We start from the raw sequence: 19,440 nt of genomic DNA on the forward strand, positions 1-19,440 counted from the left end.
ATTCCAAATTTGGTGCACAAAAAAATCCGGCAGTTCAAACTGCCGGATGCGTTTCTGCATGTATTTAACATCATTCATTTACGATCACTTACATACCGAAAATAACTTTCCACACGGGCTGCGTATGACCACCCGGATACAAAACATACAGCAGTGAATATACCACAACACCCGTAATTGCTGTGAAAAACCAAATGACTGCAGTTATTCGGCCCCATTTCCGGTGCTTGGAATACTTCTCCTTAAACCCGAGAGTAAGGGTTGTAAGGCCGAACACCGCAGCTACGGTAGCCAGTGTAATATGGAAAATCAGAAATACCTGATAATATGGTTTCAGGTCATCCGGTCCTCCCCATGAAGTATTACCGATAAATATGGTGCGTGAAGAATAGATGACAAAGAATATGATCGCTGTGATAGCAGCCCATATCATAACCTTCTTATGCTGCTCTCTCTTTCCTTTGATGATGAGTCTCCAACCAATCGCAACCAGCAGGGCACTGATGACGATAAACGTAGTGCTAATGGTAGGAAACAGTGTGTACAAATCCATGAATATCCTCCTCCATAAAATTACGCTTGATTCAGTTTACTAGTAGGCGGTTCTGTCGGTATCGGATCATCCTCTTTATTTTCCCGTTTGTACCAATGGAAGAATACATAGGCCAGCATCGATGCAAAGATGATCTCCTGGAAAAACTTCATAGTAATTCCGCCTACCCGCTGGTCAATCTCAGGCGCGAGATACCCGAAGAAAGCCGGACCGCCAAACTGCTCCAGGAGATAGGATGTATCCCCGGGCACACAATAACCCATCGCTTTTGCCCATGTATTAGGGTCACTGTACGTTGCATATAAGGGCTCAGAAGCGAATATAATTAATGCGCATGCAGGGGTTAAAAGAACCATGTTCAGGAAAATATATCCCATTTTCAACAAACCTGAACTCTTGTCCTTCTCAGGGATTGGCTGAATGATTGCCCACCACATCGTAAACGAGCTGATAAACAAGATGACATAGTAGATTCGGTGCACCGTGAAGTTTAGCATAACAAAGTCATGAATGACTGGTATATGATAGAACGAGAACAAACCGTTGAATACAACTGAGGCAAGAATCGGGCGTGTCAGGAAACCGAGCTTCTTAAATGGATTTTTTCGTTCTATCGCACGCCACATCCACACCGGAATACCGAGAATCAGCAGCGGTGTAGCCATTAGATAGGACAGCGCCATACTAACCATATGGAATGAAAACATCGTATGTCCCAGTAGGTCAACGGGCCCGCCATGAGCCATATACATCGCTAACATACCAGAGACAAAAAGTACTTTTCTTCCCGCTGATACAGGCTCACTGCCTTGGAACCTACTGCTGAGCGGTCCCGTAAACAAGAAATAACCTGCGGTCACCAGCAGCATGAATGCGAGAAACACGGGACTCCATTTAGCCTCGAAACTAAAATATTCTAAACCCAGCATGCCCAAAACCTCCCTTTACCGGGTAAAATTCTGTCTAAATTGTGACAAAGCCCTTCTAACAGAACAGAAACGGTTTTGCCGTCCAACCAGCGGACAGTAACCGTTTCTGAGGGAGCATAAGTACAGCATATAACCATGAGTCTCATGCAAATTTGTAATTTTGAAAAAAAGAGGTGGGCTTTGCGCCACCTCTTTTTCAGTTTACCACCAAACCCAAAATAATGCCATGACGATAGCTGTACTAGCTACAAAAAATCCGCCGATCATAAACAAAATCGGCATCAGATGGCCTTTATCCTTCATGTGCATCCAGTAACCCATTTGCACGAACACCTGCAGCAGCGCCATAACCAGCAGCAGGATCACCGTAAACACCGGGTTTATACCACCAGCAGCAACCGCCGCAAAGGCGATTGCTGTAAGCACGATAGAGAAAATAAAAACAAGAATGTGTTTCTGTGGACCTTCTGGCCTGTGGCGGTGTTTAACCGCGTGACGTTCTGATTGCTGTTGATCTGCAGTCATCCCTTAGCCCACCTTTCCAAGTAGGTATACGACCGAGAAAATGAACACCCATACCACGTCAATAAAGTGCCAGTAGATAGCAGACACATAAATTTTCGGTGCTGTAACTACTGTAAGTCCTTTTTTAAACAGCTGCCCGATCAGTACGCTGATCCACACTACCCCGAACGCCACGTGAGCGCCGTGGAAGCCGACCAAGGTAAAGAATGCAGAAGAGAATGCGCTGGTCGTCATACCGAAGTTTTTGTGTACAACATACTCATAGAACTCATAAATCTCAATACCCAGGAACGCCAGACCCAAGCCAACGGTAACCATAAGCCACATTCTAAGAGCTTTCACATTATGTTTGTGCATCGCCTGAACGGCGAATACACTCGTCAAGCTACTGAGTAGGAGGATGAATGTTGCCACTCCCGTAAGCGGCAGCGAGAACAATTCATTAGCTGTTGGACCCTCGTTGTTCTGATTCCGTAAAGCCAGGAACGTTGCGAACAATGTGCCGAAGAGAACAGCCTCTCCGCCAAGGAAGAGCCAGTTTCCGATAATCTTATTACGGCCTTCCAAGGTCGCTTTTTCCGGCTCGTGAGGAAGTTCTCCGTTTACCGGTTCTGCGTGTGCGGATGTCATGACTTTACCTCCTCTTCCAGTTCTTCGGGTTCAATGTGATAACCATGATCATCGTACAGAGAACGAACAAGCATAGAGCCGAACGTTATCACAAGGCCGATAATCAGAACAATGTAGTTGTTGAAGATCAAACTCATAAAGGAGTTCGAGAACTTTTCGTTACTGAACATAAAACCAAGACCTGCAATGAAAAGACCAAGTGACATAACGAAAGGTAAAATGGTTGGTGAAGGCATATGGATCGGACCGACCGGTTCAGCCGGAGTCATCTGTTTGTTACCTGCCATTTTCTCTTTCCAGAAAGCATCGAGACCACGTACAAGCGGGATCTGCTTAAAGTTATACTCCGGAGGAGGAGATGGAATACTCCATTCCAGCGTACGTCCGTCTTCCCAAGGATCGGCTGGAGCATTTTTTGGCTTGCGAGCCGTAATGAAAATGTTGCCCAGGAAGAGAAGAACACCGACTCCCATCAGAATAGCTCCGATGGTACTGATGAAGTTCATCAAGTCGAAATTCTGATTCGGAAGATAACTTACGATCCGCCGCTGCATTCCGATCAAACCAAGGAAATGCTGTACGAAGAATGTCATGTGGAATCCGATCGCAAAAAACCAGAACGTCCATTTACCAAGAGCTTCGTTCAACATGGAGCCGAACATTTTTGGCCACCAGTAATGTAATCCGGCAAACAGTCCAAAGACCAATCCGCCTACAATAACGTAGTGGAAATGGGCTACGACAAAATACGTATCATGGAACTGGAAGTCAGCAGGCGCAGAAGCCAGCATGACACCCGTTACACCGCCCATAACAAAGGTCGGTATAAATCCGATAGCAAACAGGTTCGCACTCGTGAAACGGATCTGTCCACCCCACATCGTAAAGAGCCAGTTAAAGATTTTGATACCGGTAGGTACCGCAATCAGCATCGTTGCGATCGAGAACAGTGCGTTTGCTACTGAACCAAGTCCTGTCGTGAACATATGGTGAGCCCAGACCATGAAGCCCAGGAAGGCAATCAGAATCGTCGCGAACACCATGGAGCTGTAACCGAACAAGCGCTTACGCGAGAATGTCGGGACAACCTCGGATATGATACCGAAGGCAGGCAGAATCAGGATATATACTTCAGGATGACCGAAGATCCAGAAAATATGCTGCCAGAGTACAGGACTACCACCCGCTGCTACATCGAAGAAGTTAGCCCCTAAAATCCGGTCAAAACTAAGCAGAACCAGACCTACTGTTACAGCCGGGAAGGCAAACAGGATCATTGCGGATGTAATAAATGAAGTCCATGTAAACATCGGCATTCTCATGAAAGACATCCCTGGAGCACGCATCGTAATGATGGTTATCAGGAAGTTGATACCACCGATCAAAGTACCGAGACCTGCTATCTGCAGACCGATGGTATAGAAGTCAACCCCACGAGTTGTACTGTATTCTGTAGTGGATAACGGTGTATATGCTGTCCAGCCCGCATCCGGAGCTCCACCCAAAACCCAGCTCAAGTTCAGTAAGAGTCCACCGAACAGGAACGTCCAAAATCCGAGCGAGTTCAGAAACGGAAACGCGACATCACGTGCACCGATTTGAAGCGGAATAATCGCGTTCATCAACGAAAAGATAATAGGCATGACGCCGAGAAAGATCATCGTAGTTCCGTGCATTGTAATCAATTCATTAAATACTTGCGCCGAGATAAGATCGTTCATCGGCTTAATCAGCTGCAAGCGAATGAGAATCGCCTCAATACCGCCGATACCGAAGAACAGGCCGCCTGCCACCAAGTATAAAATTGCGATTTTCTTGTGGTCAACGGTCGTCAGCCAGTCCATTAACCCCGTGTAGCGCTTGACGCTATGGCTATGAGCATGAGCCAAGTTTGGTACCCCCTTTAAAAGTTCTTGCTGGATTAATACTCCAATTTATAATTGGCCAAGTATTCGGCAATCTGCTCGATCTCTTCATCACTGAGTCCGAGATCTTTCGGAGCAGGCATCAGGTTGCCTGGTTTAACAGCCTCTGGATCAGAAAGCCATTCCACAAGGTTGTCTTTAACCGGTTTTGATCCTTTTGCACCGTTCGTATCATTCAGCAAGATACCCGCTACGGTCTCACGAGATCCCATACCTGTCAGGTTAGGACCCGTAAATCCACCTTGGTCGCCCACAGCGTGGCAAGAGAGGCAATTTGTCTTAAACTTCTCAGCAAGCTGCGTGTCTTCTGGAAGTACAGCCGGGGCTTTCGTTGCTTCAACCCATTGATCGAACGAAGCTTGGTCAACCGCTTTCACTCGGAATTCCATGAATCCGTGTGATGGTCCGCACAATTCGGCACACTTACCGATGTATGTACCTGCGTTAGGTGTACTAATCGTCATATTGTTGACGCTTCCTTCTGTATTCGTATCCATTTTACCCGCAAGCGATGGAACCCAGAAAGAGTGGAGCACATCTGCCGTTCTTAACTCTAAAGCGATTTTCTTGTCTACAGGTATGAGCATTTCCTGTGCAGTTTTCACACCGTACTGTGGATACTCAAACTCCCACCAGAACTGATGGCCTGTAACTTTTACCTGAACTGCATCCTTGTTGTTCCAATCATTCTCCCCATAAGCAAAGACCTTTTGAATAGTAGGAATTGCAAGTACGAGTACGAGGAGCAGCGGAATAGCCGTCCAGATGATCTCTAGCTTGAAGTTTCCTTCTACTTGCTCCGGAACCTCATTCTGATCCGGTTTTCTGCGGAATTTAATCAGCACATACGTCGCTATGGCAAATACGACAATGACTACGACAACCATAATCGATATCGACAGCTTAATTAAATCCAATTGCCCTTCAGCTACCGGACCCTGTGGTCTTAATACTGACAAGTCCTCACGGCCGCAGCCGGACAAGAGCAAAGAAAACACGGCCAACAAAGGAAGGAGACGCTTTACAGCCTGCCACCGTTTCATCATTGATCTACCCCACTTCTCCGATTTTCGTAGACTACCATCCGGCGCAAACAGCGGTAATCTACCTGCAGTATCACGGATGAAATAATCCTGTCAATTAATGCAATCACTTATTTAATATAAATTTAAGGCTACCTTTTGTCAATCATTCACAGGGAGTTCACAAATTGTTCGAAAATTTGTCAAAGTCGCGCTATATCTGATTTTGCAACCGTTTTCATAGCTTTCATTCATATGACGACCCCTTTCTCTGATCTTGACATCGACAATTTCCAACATAGTAGATAATATGTATATATTTGCAAAAACAAGAGAGAGGGGCCCCCTTCTCTCTTATTCTGTCAAGATGAAGGGGCCATCTCGCGTAATTGCGATCGTGTGCTCATACTGAACCCCTATCGTTCCGTCAGCTGTCGAAATAGTCCAGCCATCATCCCCCCAAAGTACAGCACCGGACGGCCCGAGTGTAAACACTGGCTCAATCGTAATCACCATGCCCTCTTTGAGCTTCCTGCCCTTACCGGGCGTGCCGTAACAGGGTACGTCCGGCGGTTCATGAATAACACGGCCTATACCGTGTCCAACCAGCGGCTTAACAAGGCCGTAGCCGCCGATTATGGCTTCCTGCTCGATGATATGACCTATATCTCCTAAGGTGTTTCCAATTCTAGCCATTCCTATCCCCTTATAGAGTGCTTTCTGTGTATCTTTCATCAGACGAGCCACAGCTGGTACCGGTTCCGAAACAGCATAGGTCCAGCCAGAATCGGCCAGCCACCCATTCTTATTCACTACGATATCAATGGTCACTACATCTCCTGCCTGCAGCGGTTTGCGATCTGGAAAGCCATGGCATACAACATCATTTACCGATGCACAGGTTGCAAACGGAAATCCTTTGTAGCCTTTTTGTTCAGGGGAAGCACCGGCCCCCTTCAAATATTCCTCCACCCTGGCATCAATCTCAAGCGTTGTGACGCCTGGCTGGACCCATTTGGCTATTTCACGATGACAAGCGGCCAGAATCCGGCCAGCCTCCCTCATGTACGCTATTTCTTTCCGGCTCTTGATCACAATCTTCATGTCCTTCACACTCCTTTGCCGCATAACCCACGCTTCCATAAACAGAAGGGTATCAATATCAATATATGTGTGAAGGCGTGCAAAAAAACCGTTTCCGGAGCATTTGCCCCAAAAACGGTTTAAAATAGTTAATCACATGTGAAATTTACGTTATGAAACATGCAAATGGCTTCTCTTAGGCGGGTTGAAGTCTTACGATACGGAAGAATCAAGTCTTTCCATCTCATTCTCTACAACGAGTGTAAGCTCTTCTTCATATCCTCCCATTATATGATACTTCCGGACATACTCCTTTACAAATTTTTTCGGATCCTTAGGCCGGAAAATACGTGTCATTTCCCGCAGACTTTCTTTAACCTCATTGTGACCTTTCGTTGCCATGATGAATCCCCTCCCAAAACGTGGAAATAATAACTCCGTTTAAGAGAATGCCGAAAAGATCTACCTCGTTAAATTGTAGCTGACTGCAGTTCTGGCGGTGATAGGTTGATATATTCAGCAACTTACCAATGCATCTGACACTATACATACCACAAAGGCATGTAATTGAATCATTCTTATATTGTATCATATTCCTCTAATTGTTTCATCTTTCCCAAAAAATGTTTTTTTGGGCCATTTTTTTGTACAAACCATTGATGATCGTGAATTTGGTTAAGATAACGTTAGATACGTACCTAATTAATGATATACGCTGACCGGAAAGGAGAATCGGCTTATGAATCAATCGATATTCATACCTTCAGCACCAGCTGCTGCTCCGTTCTTTCCTGTTGGAAACCCGGAAGAGATGGGCTGCGAAGTAGCGGTTCTGGAAGAGGTACATCAGGCAATTATTCGCCGCTACCCCAAAATGCGCAGTTTTCTTCTGGTACGTGGAGGAAAGTTAATATTTGAACGCTACTACGAAGGTCATCATGCGTGTGCACTAAACGACCTTCGCTCAGCCACCAAAAGCTTTACTTCCATTCTCTTCGGCATGGCTGTTCATAAAGGTGAACTTCCACCGATCGATGCACCGGTGCTTCCGTTGCTTAAACACTACGTCACTTCGCAATCTCACCCTCTCCTTCATCGGGTAACATTAAGGCACCTGCTGACCATGACGTCCGGCTTTGCTTGGCAGACGGGCAAAAAGCTTGGAGAGCCCCTAATTCATCGGTTTCACCGTAACCGAAAATGGGTTTCCTTTGCTCTGTCTCTTCCAATAGTGGAGAAGGACATAGGGACATTTCAGTACCGCAGTACAGATTCCCACCTTCTGTCCGTAGCCCTAAGTGAAGCAACCGGAATGGATGCTTTTACTTATGCCAGTAAACAGTTATTCTCACCTCTTGATATAACCCACTGCGCTTGGACCCTGAGTCCGGAAGGCCACAGCATGGGCCATGTCGGACTTTACCTTACGTCCCGGGATATGGCCAAATTCGGACAATGCTGTCTGAACGAAGGAAAATGGAGGGGGCAGCAAGTCATACCGAGGGAATGGCTGAAGGAGGCGCTGGCTCCACAGGTAGAAGGTTATCCCGCCTTTGGAGATTACGGGTTTCAGTGGTGGACAGGGAAAATCGACGGTCAGTCCTTCTCTTTAGCTCACGGCCACGGCGGACAACAAATTTACCTATTCCCGGGGCTTGACGCGGTGATTGTCTTCACTCAAGACAGCCACGTCAGCCGTTGGAGAAATCCGCGCTCACTGCTGGAGCAGTTTATTTTAAAATCCATTCAGAATTGACTTCTAATAGAGAACACTTGAACCAACCATAATATCAAAATCCACTTCATCTGAATACAGAGCTACTGGGCGTATAAGTCATGGATATTCCTCCTTTATTCTGGATACTTTATGCATAGGAATCTTATTACACAACTTGAGAGGAGTACCGAAATGTCCAGTAAAGATAAAGGCATGCTTCCTGTTTCTCGTGAAGAGGTTGAAGTCGACGGTGTGTACACTAACGAATGGGGGCGTGAAGAGCGTCTTAAACGCGGTGAAGATTTCCCTACGGACCCTATTATGGGATCAACGGAATGGAAACTGACGGAATTGGATTTCGAAAATCATCATGACGGCCGCACCGACGAGCGATTGATTGTTAAAGAAAAAGGGCATGGCAAACAGGAGAAGGTAGAGCCTAAATACACTAGCAATCCACAAATAAATGATCCCCGGTCGTAATCATTCGCAAAGCACCGGCTTTACAAAAGAGCAGCAGGATGCGCTCGTCCAATATTTGCTCAATCTCCATATGAATTAAACCAAAATAAAGAAGCAGATCCGATTGCCCTTAAGTGGGAATATCGATCTGCTTCTTATTTGTGTGCCATCTTTATTGTTGTGCACACATACTTTGTCCAAGGCGCTCATATGGTATAGTAGCTTGCCCTAAAGACAAGGAGTTGGTTGTATGTCTCCATTCAAATCGTCCACAGGAATTCCGGAGAACCTGGCTGCCACCCTGTGTTACTTATTCCCGATGGTGGGCGGAATCTTTTTTCTCGCCCTGGAAAAGAGAAGCCGGTATGTCATGTTCCATGCGCTGCAGTCTTTGCTGACGTTCGGGTGTCTGGCGCTGGCTCACGTCCTCTCCGGCGCCGTTCCAATTATCGGTATGCTGGCCTCCGCTCTACTCGCTCTTATCGGTGTCCTACTGTGGCTCGTACTCATGTTCCATGCGATTCAAGGAAGATGGTTTAAGCTGCCTTGGATTGGACACTTTGCAGAGAAGCAGATCTCAAAGATGTAATTCCAGGAAAGCGCATTGCATAGCTTGATGGAATTTTTGAAGGCATGATGCGTGCGCAAAAAAAGGGCATCCGCTTACGCGGCATGCCCTTCTGCCGTCTCTCCGGTCTGGAGTGACACGGCCTTATTCTGTTTCAATCCGTTAAACAACAGGTTGAGAATGATTGCAGTCAAACTTCCTGCTACAATGCCGTTGTCAGCCAAGATGCGGACCCAGTTCGGCAGCTGCGCGAACAAGTCCGGCACTGTCGTCACGCCCAGCCCCATACCTACGGAGCAGGCAATGATGAAAAGATTCTCATGTCGGTTCAAGTCAACCTGGTCACCGAGCATGCGGATACCTGAAGAAACAACCATACCGAACAGAGCAACCATCGCTCCTCCCAGTACAGATGACGGCACAAGCTGCGTCAAGGCAGCAATCTTCGGTACGAATCCGATCAGAATGAGCAGACTTCCGGCCACAACGATTACGTCGCGGGTTTTGATACGGCTCATCTGTACAAGCCCGACATTCTGAGAGTACGTTGTATAAGGGAATGAGTTGAAAATACCGCCAATAACGATAGCAATTCCCTCCGCACGATAACCGCGGGACAAGTCCTTTGAATTAACATCTTTGCCAACAATTTTACCAAGGGCCATAAATACACCTGTAGATTCCGCAACACTGACAATGGCTACGAGAATCATCGTTAGGATTGGAGTTAACTTAAACTCCGGTGTCCCGAAATAAAATGGCTGCGGTGCACGGAACCACCCCGCTTCCTGCAGCGGTGTCAGATTCAACCCGCCGAAAACTGCTGCTGCCAATGTTCCGAGAATCAGGCCGAGCAATACAGATATGGAACGCAGGAAGCCTGTTGAGAAACGATTCATTAAGATTATGAATAATAGGACACCAAAGCCAAGCGCCAAATTAAGTGGGCTTCCAAAATCATCGCTACCCTGACCGCCAGCAAGGTCATTCAGTGCCACCGGAATGAGCGTCAGCCCGATAATCGTGACCACCGAACCGGTGACGACTGGAGGAAACACGGTGATCAGCTTGCCGAATAATCCCGAGAACAGGATCACGAATAACCCGGAAGCAATAATAGAACCGTAAATGACGGACATGCCATGCTCCGAACCGATAATAATCATCGGACCTACAGCTTGGAAGGCACAACCGAGCATTACCGGGAGTCCAATACCGAAGTATTTGTTCCCAAATACCTGCAGCAATGTCGCAACTCCACAAGCCAGCAAATCGATCGCAATGAGATAAGTCAGCTGTTCCGTCGTCAAATCTAGAGCATTACCTACAATCAGCGGCACAATGATCGCGCCCGCATACATAGCCAATACATGTTGGATACCTAGTGAAAAGGTTTTGGCTGGATGACGACGTTTATCAAAAATCGGTTCCTCTGCGGACAACTTCTGTTCTTCCATGGAAATTGAATGCCTCCTGATGATTTGGATTTATTGTTTTACGCGAATGTAACGACGCCGTTATCCAATGCCGCAATACGAACCAAAGATTCTACTCGATAACCCGCTTCCGTCAGCAACCGGCCACCAGGCTGAAATGCTTTTTCAATCACAATGCCGATCCCTGCCACTTCAGCACCAGCCTGCTCCACGATGCGGGCAAGACCGAATGCAGCCTCGCCGTTGGCAAGGAAATCATCAACAATGAGCACCCGATCGCCAGGATGAATGAATTTTTTCGAAACGGTAATTTCATTGCTTTCCTGCTTCGTGAAGGAGTACACCTTCTCCACATAAATATCCTCACGGAGGGTCAGCGATTTCTGCTTCCGGGCAAAGATCAGCGGTACCTCCAGCTCCAATGCGGTCATAATACCAGGCGCAATACCGGACGATTCAATCGTAAGCACCCGTGTTATGTTCTCCCCTTGAAACAAACGTGTAAACTCCCGTCCAACCTCTTTCATTAGCACCGGATCCATCTGGTGATTCAGGAATGAGTCAACCTTCAAGACTTGTCCATTCAGTACAATTCCTTCCTCCCGGACTTTGTTCTGCAGCAATTGCATGATGCCCCTCCTCATTGTTTGTATGTTCGCTTTATCACCGCAATGCAAAAAAGCCCCTCTTGTCTCGTTACCGAAACGCGGTATACGGAACAAGTGGGCTTGAACAACAACTCATGATTTACCATCACCATATAGCATGATCTGGGCAAATCAACGAATTGTTGTCATCCCGTAGTCCAATCATTCCGGTGATCGGGTAGAGACGTGCAGGCCAATTCCTACACATATACGAGAAACGTACACTATGAAATTTACATTTCGTGAATGAATGAAGTATACCTCATTCTCTATGAAAAAATAAAGTGAAAATTTTCGGAAATTTAATAGCCACCCTCAGGTGGCTGTATTCATTGAACATTACTCATGAAAAGTAACATGAATCTGTACAATCTCGGAACGTGAGCCTAGTCGAATCGGAGGTCCCCAGAATCCGTACCCTGAGGAAACAACGGAATGGAGATTCCCCTTTTGCAAATATCCCCAATCGTTCTCAAATAAAGCTTGCGTGATCAAATGCGCAGGAAACACCTGTCCGCGATGGGTGTGCCCGGAAACGACCAGATCAACACCCTGCTGCTCTGCCTCATCCAGCGCATTCGGTTGATGATCCAGCAGAATGACCGGTTTGGTCAAATCGGCACCTTGCATGATAGAGGATAGCTCGGCTCTGTTTTTATCCTGCTTGTCCTGTCTACCTACCAAAGTAAGATCATCCACAGTTAACGTCTCATCATAAAGTACGGTCATTCCACTATTCTCAAGAACGCTGATCAACTCCGTAATTTCCCCTTCAAAACGGTCATGATTGCCAAGAGATGCATACACGCCATATGGTGCCTGAACTCCGGTTAATATTTCATCAATCCCCTGACGTAAATAGGCAGCCATATCATCATCAATAATATCACCAGGAAATAATACAATATCAGGCTTCAAGGCATTGATTTCCTTCACCATTCGCTCTGCATGATCTTTACCTGAGAGCAAACCAAAATGCATGTCGGAAGCCATCACGATATCCAACTGTTCCAGTGAGCCAGCTCCCTTGGCTATGTTGATGTCATATGACCGGACTGTCGGACTATAAGCGTTAAAAGTTCCATACCCTATCAAAGCTAGCATCAGCACCAGCACGGCATATCCTGCGATTCTCTCCATGTAATGTCGGCGCAATGACGTCAATCGTAGCAGCCAGAGACTAACATGCATCAGTGGGAGAAGGATGATCAACACGTAAAATATAGCCATCCAGTAGGATCCAATAATATTCAGTATAGTGATGCGCCCAGAAATGAAAGATGTCGATACGACAGTCAGCACCACGATGTACAAAATTTTAAGTAGTCTGGAAGACCCCGGACTCATCCACTTCCATATGCTCCGGCCGATATAATATACCAGCAAACCGTAAATCAAGAGTGTTACAATCCCTATAACAATAAACATCGCCATCCCCTTCCGTGCATCCATTATATCAAGAGGATTTTGCATATCCCAGCCCATGTAACGGAAGGAGAATCGCTTGTTTCTCTACCCTAAACTATAAACCGGTCGGCCCTTTCGGCAGCAGACTGTTTACAATCGATTTGAGATTGCGATCATCCGTATACTTGTCCTTCCCCATATCAAGCTCGTTGACCCGGATGTATTTGTACTTCACACCCGCGTCTACCGGCCTGAATACCAGCTCGTCATTGGTATCCTGGGCCACCTTATACTCCATATCGTGAAACATCTCCAGGATCTGACTGCTATCGGGCAGCTTTCCTTTATCTACAAAGATCAGTCCCCGAAGTTTTTTGGGGCCCTCCTCATTCATGACTGTAAAGTGAACGATACATTCCATTCCCAATATCTCCTCTCCAGTGGCATATCCCGCAGATCTGCTGTGCAATTCATTCGGGACAGCCTTCATGTATGTATTTTCGGGAAACACTTTTTTTAAACAGTAAAAGCCGGGATAGTCTCCCGGCGCCATCCCACTGCTAGTCTGTCCAGTATATCTATTTTTTCTACTTAAAGTAATAATAAAGTTAACTTCATAAAGAATCAAATAAAGCCTGTTTATTACACGACCTCTTCCCCTTCACTCGCAGGGTTCTTCTGCGGTATCACCTTCCGAGGTAATGTACTTGCTTTGGATGCGGCCGTAATGCGGGCCGTATGTGTCCTCCAGCTGCCGACCCATATCCTGCTCAAGCTCGAACAGAACCATTTCCTGTGAAAAATGGTGCAGCAGCAGCTCCGCCATAACTGGATGTGCGGTAACGACAGCTTGGGTTTCCATTTCTCCTCCACGCATGCCGAGCATACACCATTCCCTATCGATAACAAAAGAGAATTTGCGACCGCCCTGTTTACGCTCCTCAATTCCCTTCCAGCCGGTCCAAGCCAATGTACGAGCGAGACCGTTATCGGGGCCATCGCAGGCCCAGAGCACTCGGACGCCCCGGTTCTCTGCAGCCTCAAGCTCCTCACGCAGCAGTGTTGCTTCTTCCCGCCACACGTCAACCACAATTTCAGTTTCAGCCTGCGCCAGTTTACGTGTAACTTGCTCAAGCACTGCCTTATCGCCCTCCACACTCAGAAAAGGAGCCTCATTTCCATCTTGTCTCGGCAGACTTTTCTCCACAAAGGCGAGTGAAGCTTCCACCCTGCCCGATATCATCCGGGTTAGCTCCTCCGGCTTCAATGTCTTGTAGCGAACCGGCTCCCCGGTTCCCCGCTGCAGCGCACCTTGACGCTCCAGCCGCTGCATGGCAGCATACACATTGGAGCGTGAAGCGCCCAGACGCTTCGCGACCTCATATCCTCCAGCCGGTCCGTGTTCGGCAAGGTCAACCATAATTTTTGATTCAATCTCTGTAAATCCCAAGTTGCGCAAATGATTCAGTAACTGTTCCATTCTCCTGTCCTCCCAAAGCTGCCTGAACGAACCATCGTTCACTTGTCCCTCGATCCTCGCGCAATCCTATATGAGATGTTGATGTTCTGCTGCGATGCTGCTAAATTTGTTCAGCACCGCACCGCGGGCACCATTTGGAGCCCTTCGGCAGGTCTGTACTGCAGATCTGGCATTTCACCGAATCCCGTAACTCCCCATCTTTAGGCAGGTTCTCCTGGCTCTGATTGTTCTCCTGCCAGAAACGGATGCGCCGGTCCAGCTCTAACTGACGTTCACGCTCACGCTCCAGTTCTTCCAGATGACGACGCTCCTTCTCGTGAACCTCCTCCTCAATTCGGCGGAGTTCCTCATCTTCCTCCTCAAATACGGGCTGCTGCTCTTCAGCTTCCACCGCAACACTCTCAGGCTCCGGACGGTAAATATAAGGCTCCATGTCCTCTTCTGTAACTGTAATCTCTTCGGAATATAGCACTTTACGCTCCGAGTGTATCTCCTTCTCCTTCGGCTCGCTCCATTGCTCCGTCTTCGCCGTCAGATCCCCCAACTTGCTGCCACAATACGGACAGAAGTTCGCGTCGAGGGTGACGGTACGGCCACATTGGCAAAGCCGTTCATTTTTCAAAATTGCAATCCGGTTGCGCAGTTCGTCGATCTGCTCTTGCAGACTGTCGCACGACTTAGCCAAATCTACCATTTCCTTCTCAGCAAGGGACATATCCTTTGAGCGGTAGCCTTCATAGAACACTTTTCCCATTTCCATATAATATGAAGATTTTCGTTGCTCAATGTCAGAAATTTGGCTGTTCAGTTTGTTGATTTCAACAACATGCTGGGCTTTTTCGGTCGCTTTGTTTGCCCCATCTTTCAGCCTTTGCAAAATATTCATCCGTGTCTCCTCCTCATTTCCACATGCGAGTTGTTCCGGTTATCCGGTTTATTTTCGCGAATCGTTCCTTCTTTGTTTTAACGATTTTAGTCAGCCGAAAACCGGCTGTAACGATTGCTCACTCAACATCCTATGTTATTGTAGTGACTTCCATGCAGGACCTTCCCATTCTCGATAACGTGGAAGGTGACTCTATCATACCAAATTTACTAGCCTGATGGAAAAGGAAGCCACTACCATTCTTCAGTCTCTGATTTATCGCCCCCGGGACCTATTGCGCTTAACCTCAATTTTGCATTCAGGTAGTCTCTGTATCATAATCACTTGATATTTCGATTATCATAACTTATAATACCAACTGTGCATGGTGTGTATGTTGTATATCTCGTAACATAACAGTTAATAAGAAGAGGTTGTTTAATGAAAATAATCTTAAGTAATGTATCAGATCAGCCTTTATATCAGCAGATAAAAGATCATATTAAAACTTCCATTTTCAATAATGAATTAAAAGAGGGTGCACAGCTACCCTCAATCCGTTCATTGGCCAATGACCTGCATGTGAGTGTCTTAACCACGAAAAGAGCCTATGCCGAATTGGAAGCCGAAGGATTTATTATAACCAGAGTTGGTAAAGGATCCTATGTGGCATCTGAAAACTTAGAGATGTTAATGGAATCCAAGCTCCACATGGTGGAAGCCAAACTAGCAGAAGTCTGTCAAATGGCCCGAAGTTTAGGAGTTACTACAGATGATCTTCATTCAATGCTGGATTTAATTTTAGAGGAGGAAAATGAAAAATGACCCCTGTTTTAGAAGTAAAGAATCTAAATAAAACTTATGATAGTTTTTCTTTAAAAGATGTTGCTTTTTCACTAAATAAAGACTGCATTACGGGTTTTATCGGTATTAATGGTTCTGGGAAAACCACCACAATCAAAACAATTTTAGGCCTCATTTTGAAGGATTCTGGAAAAATTAATTTTTTTGGTAAGGATATGGATGATAATGAAAGGAATGCGAAAAACAAGATCGGTATTGTATTAGATGACGGATATTTCTATGAAGAGTTAACATTGAAAGAAATGAAAAATGTGATTGCCCCTTGCTATTCTAAATGGGACGAAGCTATTTTTTCAGCTTACATAAAACGGTTTAATTTAAAATTAGACCAGAAAATTTCCACTTTATCAAAAGGTATGCGAATGAAGTATGCGGTCGCTTTAGCGCTCTCTCATCATGCAGATCTATTAATTATGGATGAGCCAACAAGTGGTTTAGATCCATTAGTACGGAGTGAATTGATGGATATTCTCCTTGACTTTATGAAGGAGCCAGGAAAAAGTGTCTTTTTTTCTACTCATATTACCTCTGACTTGGATAAAATTGCCGACATGATTATCTTAATTGATGATGGCAGGATCTTAATTAATGAGGAGAAAGATGAGTTACTGGATACACATGCATTAGTAAAAGGCGATAATCAACTCATTAATGAGCAATCAAAATCCCTTTTTTTAACTTTGCATCAATCACCGTACGGATTTGAGGGGATTACCCATAAAAAAGAAGATATACGCCGTCTCATGCCTGATATATTAATGGAAAGACCAACGATAGAGGATATTATGCTTGCTTATATCGGAGGGAATAACGATGTTAATTAACCTTGTGATAAAAGATTTAATGCTAGTCAAAAAGTATTTGTTAGTCCTGATCGCTTTTGCTGCTATCGCTCCTGTTTATATTTCTTCACAAATAGGAATTAGCGACGGTGGTCTTGTCAGCTTTCTCTTAACAGTACTCTTATTGGAGCATATTATGTTCAGTACCGTATCCAAATCTGAGGATAAGTACAAGGGGGCCGCTTATCTTTGTGCGACTCCATATACACGAAATACATTTGTAAAAGCCAAATATCTCTTTATTTTTGTTATTTTCATTAGTAGTGCCATTATCCGTTTTATTACATCAGTTGTCGTGCCATCGGGCATAGAAAAATTAAACATCACTGCACTTGGAATAACATTTTTAATTTTTAGCATAGTATTTGGGGTACTAATTCCTGTTCAATTTAAATTTGGCTATGACAAAACAAAACTTATTTCGTTTTTTATTATCTTTTTAACACCTTTTGTTTTTCCTACTCTAATAAATTGGCTTCAATCAAGTCATATTAGTTTTACAGTAACATTTCCATTTTCACAAACTATTCAGGCGTGGATCCCTTTCTTCATGTCGCTAGTCATTGGTTTTATTTCAATGGTTATATCTCTAAAGATATATGCGAAAAAGGATCTATAATTATGTTTCAAACAGAAACAAAACCCGGGGCCGCTTTCGGCTTCGGGTTTTGTGCTATTCATGCTGTATGCTTACAACTTGATATTGGTTTCGTCAAAGTATTCTTCAAGTGTCAAACCACTCTCGGCAATATCAGGAGCAAGGTCTTCCCCGACGTAACGAATATGCCAAGGCTCATACACATATCCGGTGATTCCTTCTTGGCCTTCCAGATAGCGAATAATAAAACCGTACTCCGGTGCATTCTCCGCCAGCCATATGCCTTCCTTCGTCTGTCCAAAGGATTGCTCTAGCGCATTGCCTGCGCTTGGGCTAGACACGTCAATGGTAAGTCCCGTCTGATGCTCACTCGTGCCCGGAACCGCACTGATACGGGACGCTTCCTCTTCACCCTTGGTAGCCACATGGCTCTCATATACCGACTTTTGCCGCGTAAAGGAACGGTATCCGGATACGGCTCTCAACTCGATCCCCTCGGCATCAGCCGCTGCGAATAGCTTCTCCAGCGCCTCTGCCGCTTCTTTTCTCATATTCCGCTTTTCATGCGGTTCATCGAAAGAAAATGGCACATTCGGTTCCACCAGATCACTCGGCTCATAACCATCCGGCAAGCTTCGCTCCTTGTTGACAATTACCGTAACCGAATCTTCGTTCGTCACGACCTGCTTCCCGTTCTCCTCACGTGCTGTGGCTTGAAGAGAATTCTCGCTGCGTTTCGTCATCACCGGGTCAGCTTGTCCACCGTTATCCGGCAGTGTACCTTCCTGCTGTCCGCCGGCCTGCGCTTTCAGGTCTTGTTCCTGCTTCTCACCGGATCCTTCGGATTGACAACCGGCCAGCATTACTCCGGCAAGCATTAGAGAAGACAGCATCAGGCTTATCTGCCGTACTCTTTTCCCTCTATCTTTGCTCATTGTCCGCCTCTTCCTTTCGTCCTCTGTCTCCTAGATGTCCATTGTACCCTATCCATTTTGGAGGGACAAATCCGGTAACGACAGAAAATGACAGTTTCCCGGCATTAGAGCCGAAGTTGCGGCAAACAAGTCGTTTTTTCGGCGTTTCACGCGGTATGTAAATAATCGCGATTCGACTGCATTCGCGTCTACTTGTTCTTCAGACCGCGGCGCCGGCGCTCGGCGTTTTTGGCCGCCTCGCGGACAACAAGCCCCAGCGCCTTCGATGCGCCGCGCACCTGCGGCAGCAGGCCGGCCCAATCCCCGGCCGGTCCGAGCTGGTCCGGTGGAGGAGGCGGTGCAAGCCGTACCTCCACCTCCTGCAGCAGCGGCCCGGGGCGGTGCAGCCGGCCCTCGGCCGCAGCCTCGGCCAACCACTCGCCCGGAGAAGGGCCCGATAGGGCCTTCTCCTTCGGCTGGGTGGCCGCTTCCCCGGCGGAGCCGCGCGCCGCAGGCGGGGCTGCCTCGGCCCAGGCGCCGAAGACGCCGGCCAGCAGCGCTTCCCGCGGCAGGCCCAGCAGCGCTAGCCGCTGGAGCGGCTCCGCCGCAAGCCGCGCCCGTGCGGCCTCCAGCACGGCTGCGGCATGTTCGCAGGCTGCGCGCCCGCAGGTGCAGCGCGCGGCCGATCCTTCATCCGGTATGGATGAAGGGGTCCACTCGTCCAGCCATGGGACTGGACGGCCCTGCAGCAGGCGGTACAGCGCCTGTGGGTCGCCGCTTAGGCGGCGCAGCACGCCGTCCTTGGCGGCGGGCTCAAGCATGTGAACCGGGATGCTGACCCTTGCTGCCGGCTCGCTAGCTATCGTTCCGCACAGCAGCCCCGGCGTAAACTCCAGCGTTATCTTTTCCTGTTCCTCCGGCGTCACCATCGCGGCGTCCACCATCCCTTCCGCAGTCGTATCTCATGCAGTTA

General features: G+C 46.9%; 22 protein-coding genes and 1 riboswitch. Of the genes, 6 read left to right on the forward strand and 16 right to left on the reverse strand.

Features of this window, described 5'->3' with window-relative positions; translation table 11 throughout:
• Positions 1-88: 88 nt before the first annotated feature.
• The 8 genes from AC2TF5_RS24655 to AC2TF5_RS24690 all read right to left on the reverse strand — a co-directional run bounded on the left by AC2TF5_RS24655 (position 89) and on the right by AC2TF5_RS24690 (position 7,069).
• Positions 89-553 (reverse strand): DUF420 domain-containing protein, encoded by a 465-nt coding sequence (locus AC2TF5_RS24655; RefSeq protein WP_491299729.1) that lies wholly within the window; start codon positions 551-553, stop codon positions 89-91.
• Between the two features lie 20 nt (positions 554-573).
• A complete protein-coding gene (gene ctaG / locus AC2TF5_RS24660; protein WP_491299730.1) occupies positions 574-1,482 on the reverse strand; it encodes a cytochrome c oxidase assembly factor CtaG in 909 nt (302 codons plus the stop codon).
• Between the two features lie 201 nt (positions 1,483-1,683).
• Complete coding sequence (locus AC2TF5_RS24665; protein WP_491299731.1) at positions 1,684-2,007, reverse strand: cytochrome C oxidase subunit IV family protein; 324 nt, start codon at positions 2,005-2,007, stop codon at positions 1,684-1,686.
• Positions 2,008-2,010: 3 nt separating this feature from the next.
• Positions 2,011-2,637 carry a cytochrome (ubi)quinol oxidase subunit III gene (locus AC2TF5_RS24670; protein ID WP_491299732.1) on the reverse strand — a complete coding sequence of 209 codons (627 nt, stop codon included), beginning with the start codon at positions 2,635-2,637 and terminating at the stop codon, positions 2,011-2,013.
• Positions 2,634-4,481 carry a cytochrome c oxidase subunit I gene (gene ctaD, locus AC2TF5_RS24675; protein WP_491302989.1) on the reverse strand — a complete coding sequence of 616 codons (1,848 nt, stop codon included), beginning with the start codon at positions 4,479-4,481 and terminating at the stop codon, positions 2,634-2,636. Before ctaD ends, AC2TF5_RS24670 begins: the two co-directional genes overlap by 4 nt.
• A gap of 77 nt (positions 4,482-4,558) precedes the next feature.
• Positions 4,559-5,608 (reverse strand): cytochrome c oxidase subunit II, encoded by a 1,050-nt coding sequence (gene coxB / locus AC2TF5_RS24680; protein WP_491299733.1) that lies wholly within the window; start codon positions 5,606-5,608, stop codon positions 4,559-4,561.
• A 330-nt stretch (positions 5,609-5,938) separates the two neighbouring features.
• Positions 5,939-6,688: a type I methionyl aminopeptidase gene (map, locus tag AC2TF5_RS24685; RefSeq protein WP_491299734.1), complete on the reverse strand. Its 750-nt coding sequence runs from the start codon at positions 6,686-6,688 to the stop codon at positions 5,939-5,941.
• Positions 6,689-6,880: 192 nt separating this feature from the next.
• Positions 6,881-7,069: a hypothetical protein gene (locus AC2TF5_RS24690; RefSeq protein WP_491299735.1), complete on the reverse strand. Its 189-nt coding sequence runs from the start codon at positions 7,067-7,069 to the stop codon at positions 6,881-6,883.
• 337 nt (positions 7,070-7,406) lie between these two features.
• Here AC2TF5_RS24690 and AC2TF5_RS24695 point away from each other — a divergent pair, with 337 nt between their 5' ends.
• The 3 genes from AC2TF5_RS24695 (at position 7,407) to AC2TF5_RS24705 (ending at position 9,435) form a co-directional block, all read left to right on the forward strand.
• Complete coding sequence (locus AC2TF5_RS24695; RefSeq protein WP_491299736.1) at positions 7,407-8,423, forward strand: serine hydrolase domain-containing protein; 1,017 nt, start codon at positions 7,407-7,409, stop codon at positions 8,421-8,423.
• A 153-nt stretch (positions 8,424-8,576) separates the two neighbouring features.
• Positions 8,577-8,867 carry a transposase gene (locus AC2TF5_RS24700; RefSeq protein ID WP_491299737.1) on the forward strand — a complete coding sequence of 97 codons (291 nt, stop codon included), beginning with the start codon at positions 8,577-8,579 and terminating at the stop codon, positions 8,865-8,867.
• 229 nt (positions 8,868-9,096) lie between these two features.
• Positions 9,097-9,435, forward strand: a complete 339-nt coding sequence (locus tag AC2TF5_RS24705; RefSeq protein ID WP_491299738.1) for a DUF4870 domain-containing protein — start codon at positions 9,097-9,099, stop codon at positions 9,433-9,435.
• 74 nt (positions 9,436-9,509) lie between these two features.
• Here AC2TF5_RS24705 and AC2TF5_RS24710 read toward each other — a convergent pair whose 3' ends face one another.
• From AC2TF5_RS24710 to AC2TF5_RS24735, 6 genes are all read right to left on the reverse strand, one after another.
• Positions 9,510-10,871: a nucleobase:cation symporter-2 family protein gene (locus tag AC2TF5_RS24710; RefSeq protein WP_491299739.1), complete on the reverse strand. Its 1,362-nt coding sequence runs from the start codon at positions 10,869-10,871 to the stop codon at positions 9,510-9,512.
• A 38-nt stretch (positions 10,872-10,909) separates the two neighbouring features.
• Positions 10,910-11,479, reverse strand: coding sequence for a xanthine phosphoribosyltransferase (locus tag AC2TF5_RS24715; RefSeq protein WP_491299740.1), 570 nt, complete (start codon positions 11,477-11,479; stop codon positions 10,910-10,912).
• Between the two features lie 152 nt (positions 11,480-11,631).
• A riboswitch (purine riboswitch) is annotated at positions 11,632-11,731 on the reverse strand.
• Between the two features lie 105 nt (positions 11,732-11,836).
• The gene (locus tag AC2TF5_RS24720; RefSeq protein WP_491299741.1) at positions 11,837-12,925 is read right to left on the reverse strand and encodes a metallophosphoesterase; all 1,089 of its coding nucleotides are present in this window, start codon (positions 12,923-12,925) and stop codon (positions 11,837-11,839) included.
• Between the two features lie 94 nt (positions 12,926-13,019).
• A complete protein-coding gene (locus tag AC2TF5_RS24725) occupies positions 13,020-13,325 on the reverse strand; it encodes a hypothetical protein (protein WP_491299742.1) in 306 nt (101 codons plus the stop codon).
• Between the two features lie 240 nt (positions 13,326-13,565).
• Complete coding sequence (locus tag AC2TF5_RS24730; protein WP_491299743.1) at positions 13,566-14,384, reverse strand: TrmB family transcriptional regulator; 819 nt, start codon at positions 14,382-14,384, stop codon at positions 13,566-13,568.
• Between the two features lie 100 nt (positions 14,385-14,484).
• Positions 14,485-15,270, reverse strand: a complete 786-nt coding sequence (locus AC2TF5_RS24735; RefSeq protein ID WP_491299744.1) for a zinc ribbon domain-containing protein — start codon at positions 15,268-15,270, stop codon at positions 14,485-14,487.
• A gap of 420 nt (positions 15,271-15,690) precedes the next feature.
• Between AC2TF5_RS24735 and AC2TF5_RS24740 the strand changes: the two genes are divergently transcribed.
• The 3 genes from AC2TF5_RS24740 to AC2TF5_RS24750 are packed head-to-tail and all read left to right on the forward strand — an operon-like array spanning position 15,691 to position 17,574.
• Entirely contained in the window at positions 15,691-16,074 is a 384-nt protein-coding gene (locus tag AC2TF5_RS24740; RefSeq protein WP_491299745.1) for a GntR family transcriptional regulator, read from the forward strand.
• Positions 16,071-16,937 (forward strand): ABC transporter ATP-binding protein, encoded by an 867-nt coding sequence (locus AC2TF5_RS24745; protein ID WP_491299746.1) that lies wholly within the window; start codon positions 16,071-16,073, stop codon positions 16,935-16,937. Before AC2TF5_RS24740 ends, AC2TF5_RS24745 begins: the two co-directional genes overlap by 4 nt.
• A complete protein-coding gene (locus AC2TF5_RS24750; RefSeq protein WP_491299747.1) occupies positions 16,927-17,574 on the forward strand; it encodes an ABC-2 transporter permease in 648 nt (215 codons plus the stop codon). The genes AC2TF5_RS24745 and AC2TF5_RS24750 overlap by 11 nt, the downstream gene beginning before the upstream one ends.
• A gap of 71 nt (positions 17,575-17,645) precedes the next feature.
• Here AC2TF5_RS24750 and AC2TF5_RS24755 read toward each other — a convergent pair whose 3' ends face one another.
• Positions 17,646-18,488, reverse strand: coding sequence for a M15 family metallopeptidase (locus AC2TF5_RS24755; RefSeq protein ID WP_491299748.1), 843 nt, complete (start codon positions 18,486-18,488; stop codon positions 17,646-17,648).
• Positions 18,489-18,676: 188 nt separating this feature from the next.
• Positions 18,677-19,396, reverse strand: a complete 720-nt coding sequence (locus tag AC2TF5_RS24760; protein ID WP_491299749.1) for a hypothetical protein — start codon at positions 19,394-19,396, stop codon at positions 18,677-18,679.
• Positions 19,397-19,440: the final 44 nt, after the last annotated feature.

The sequence above is a fragment of the Paenibacillus sp. JNUCC 34 genome (assembly GCF_058269055.1).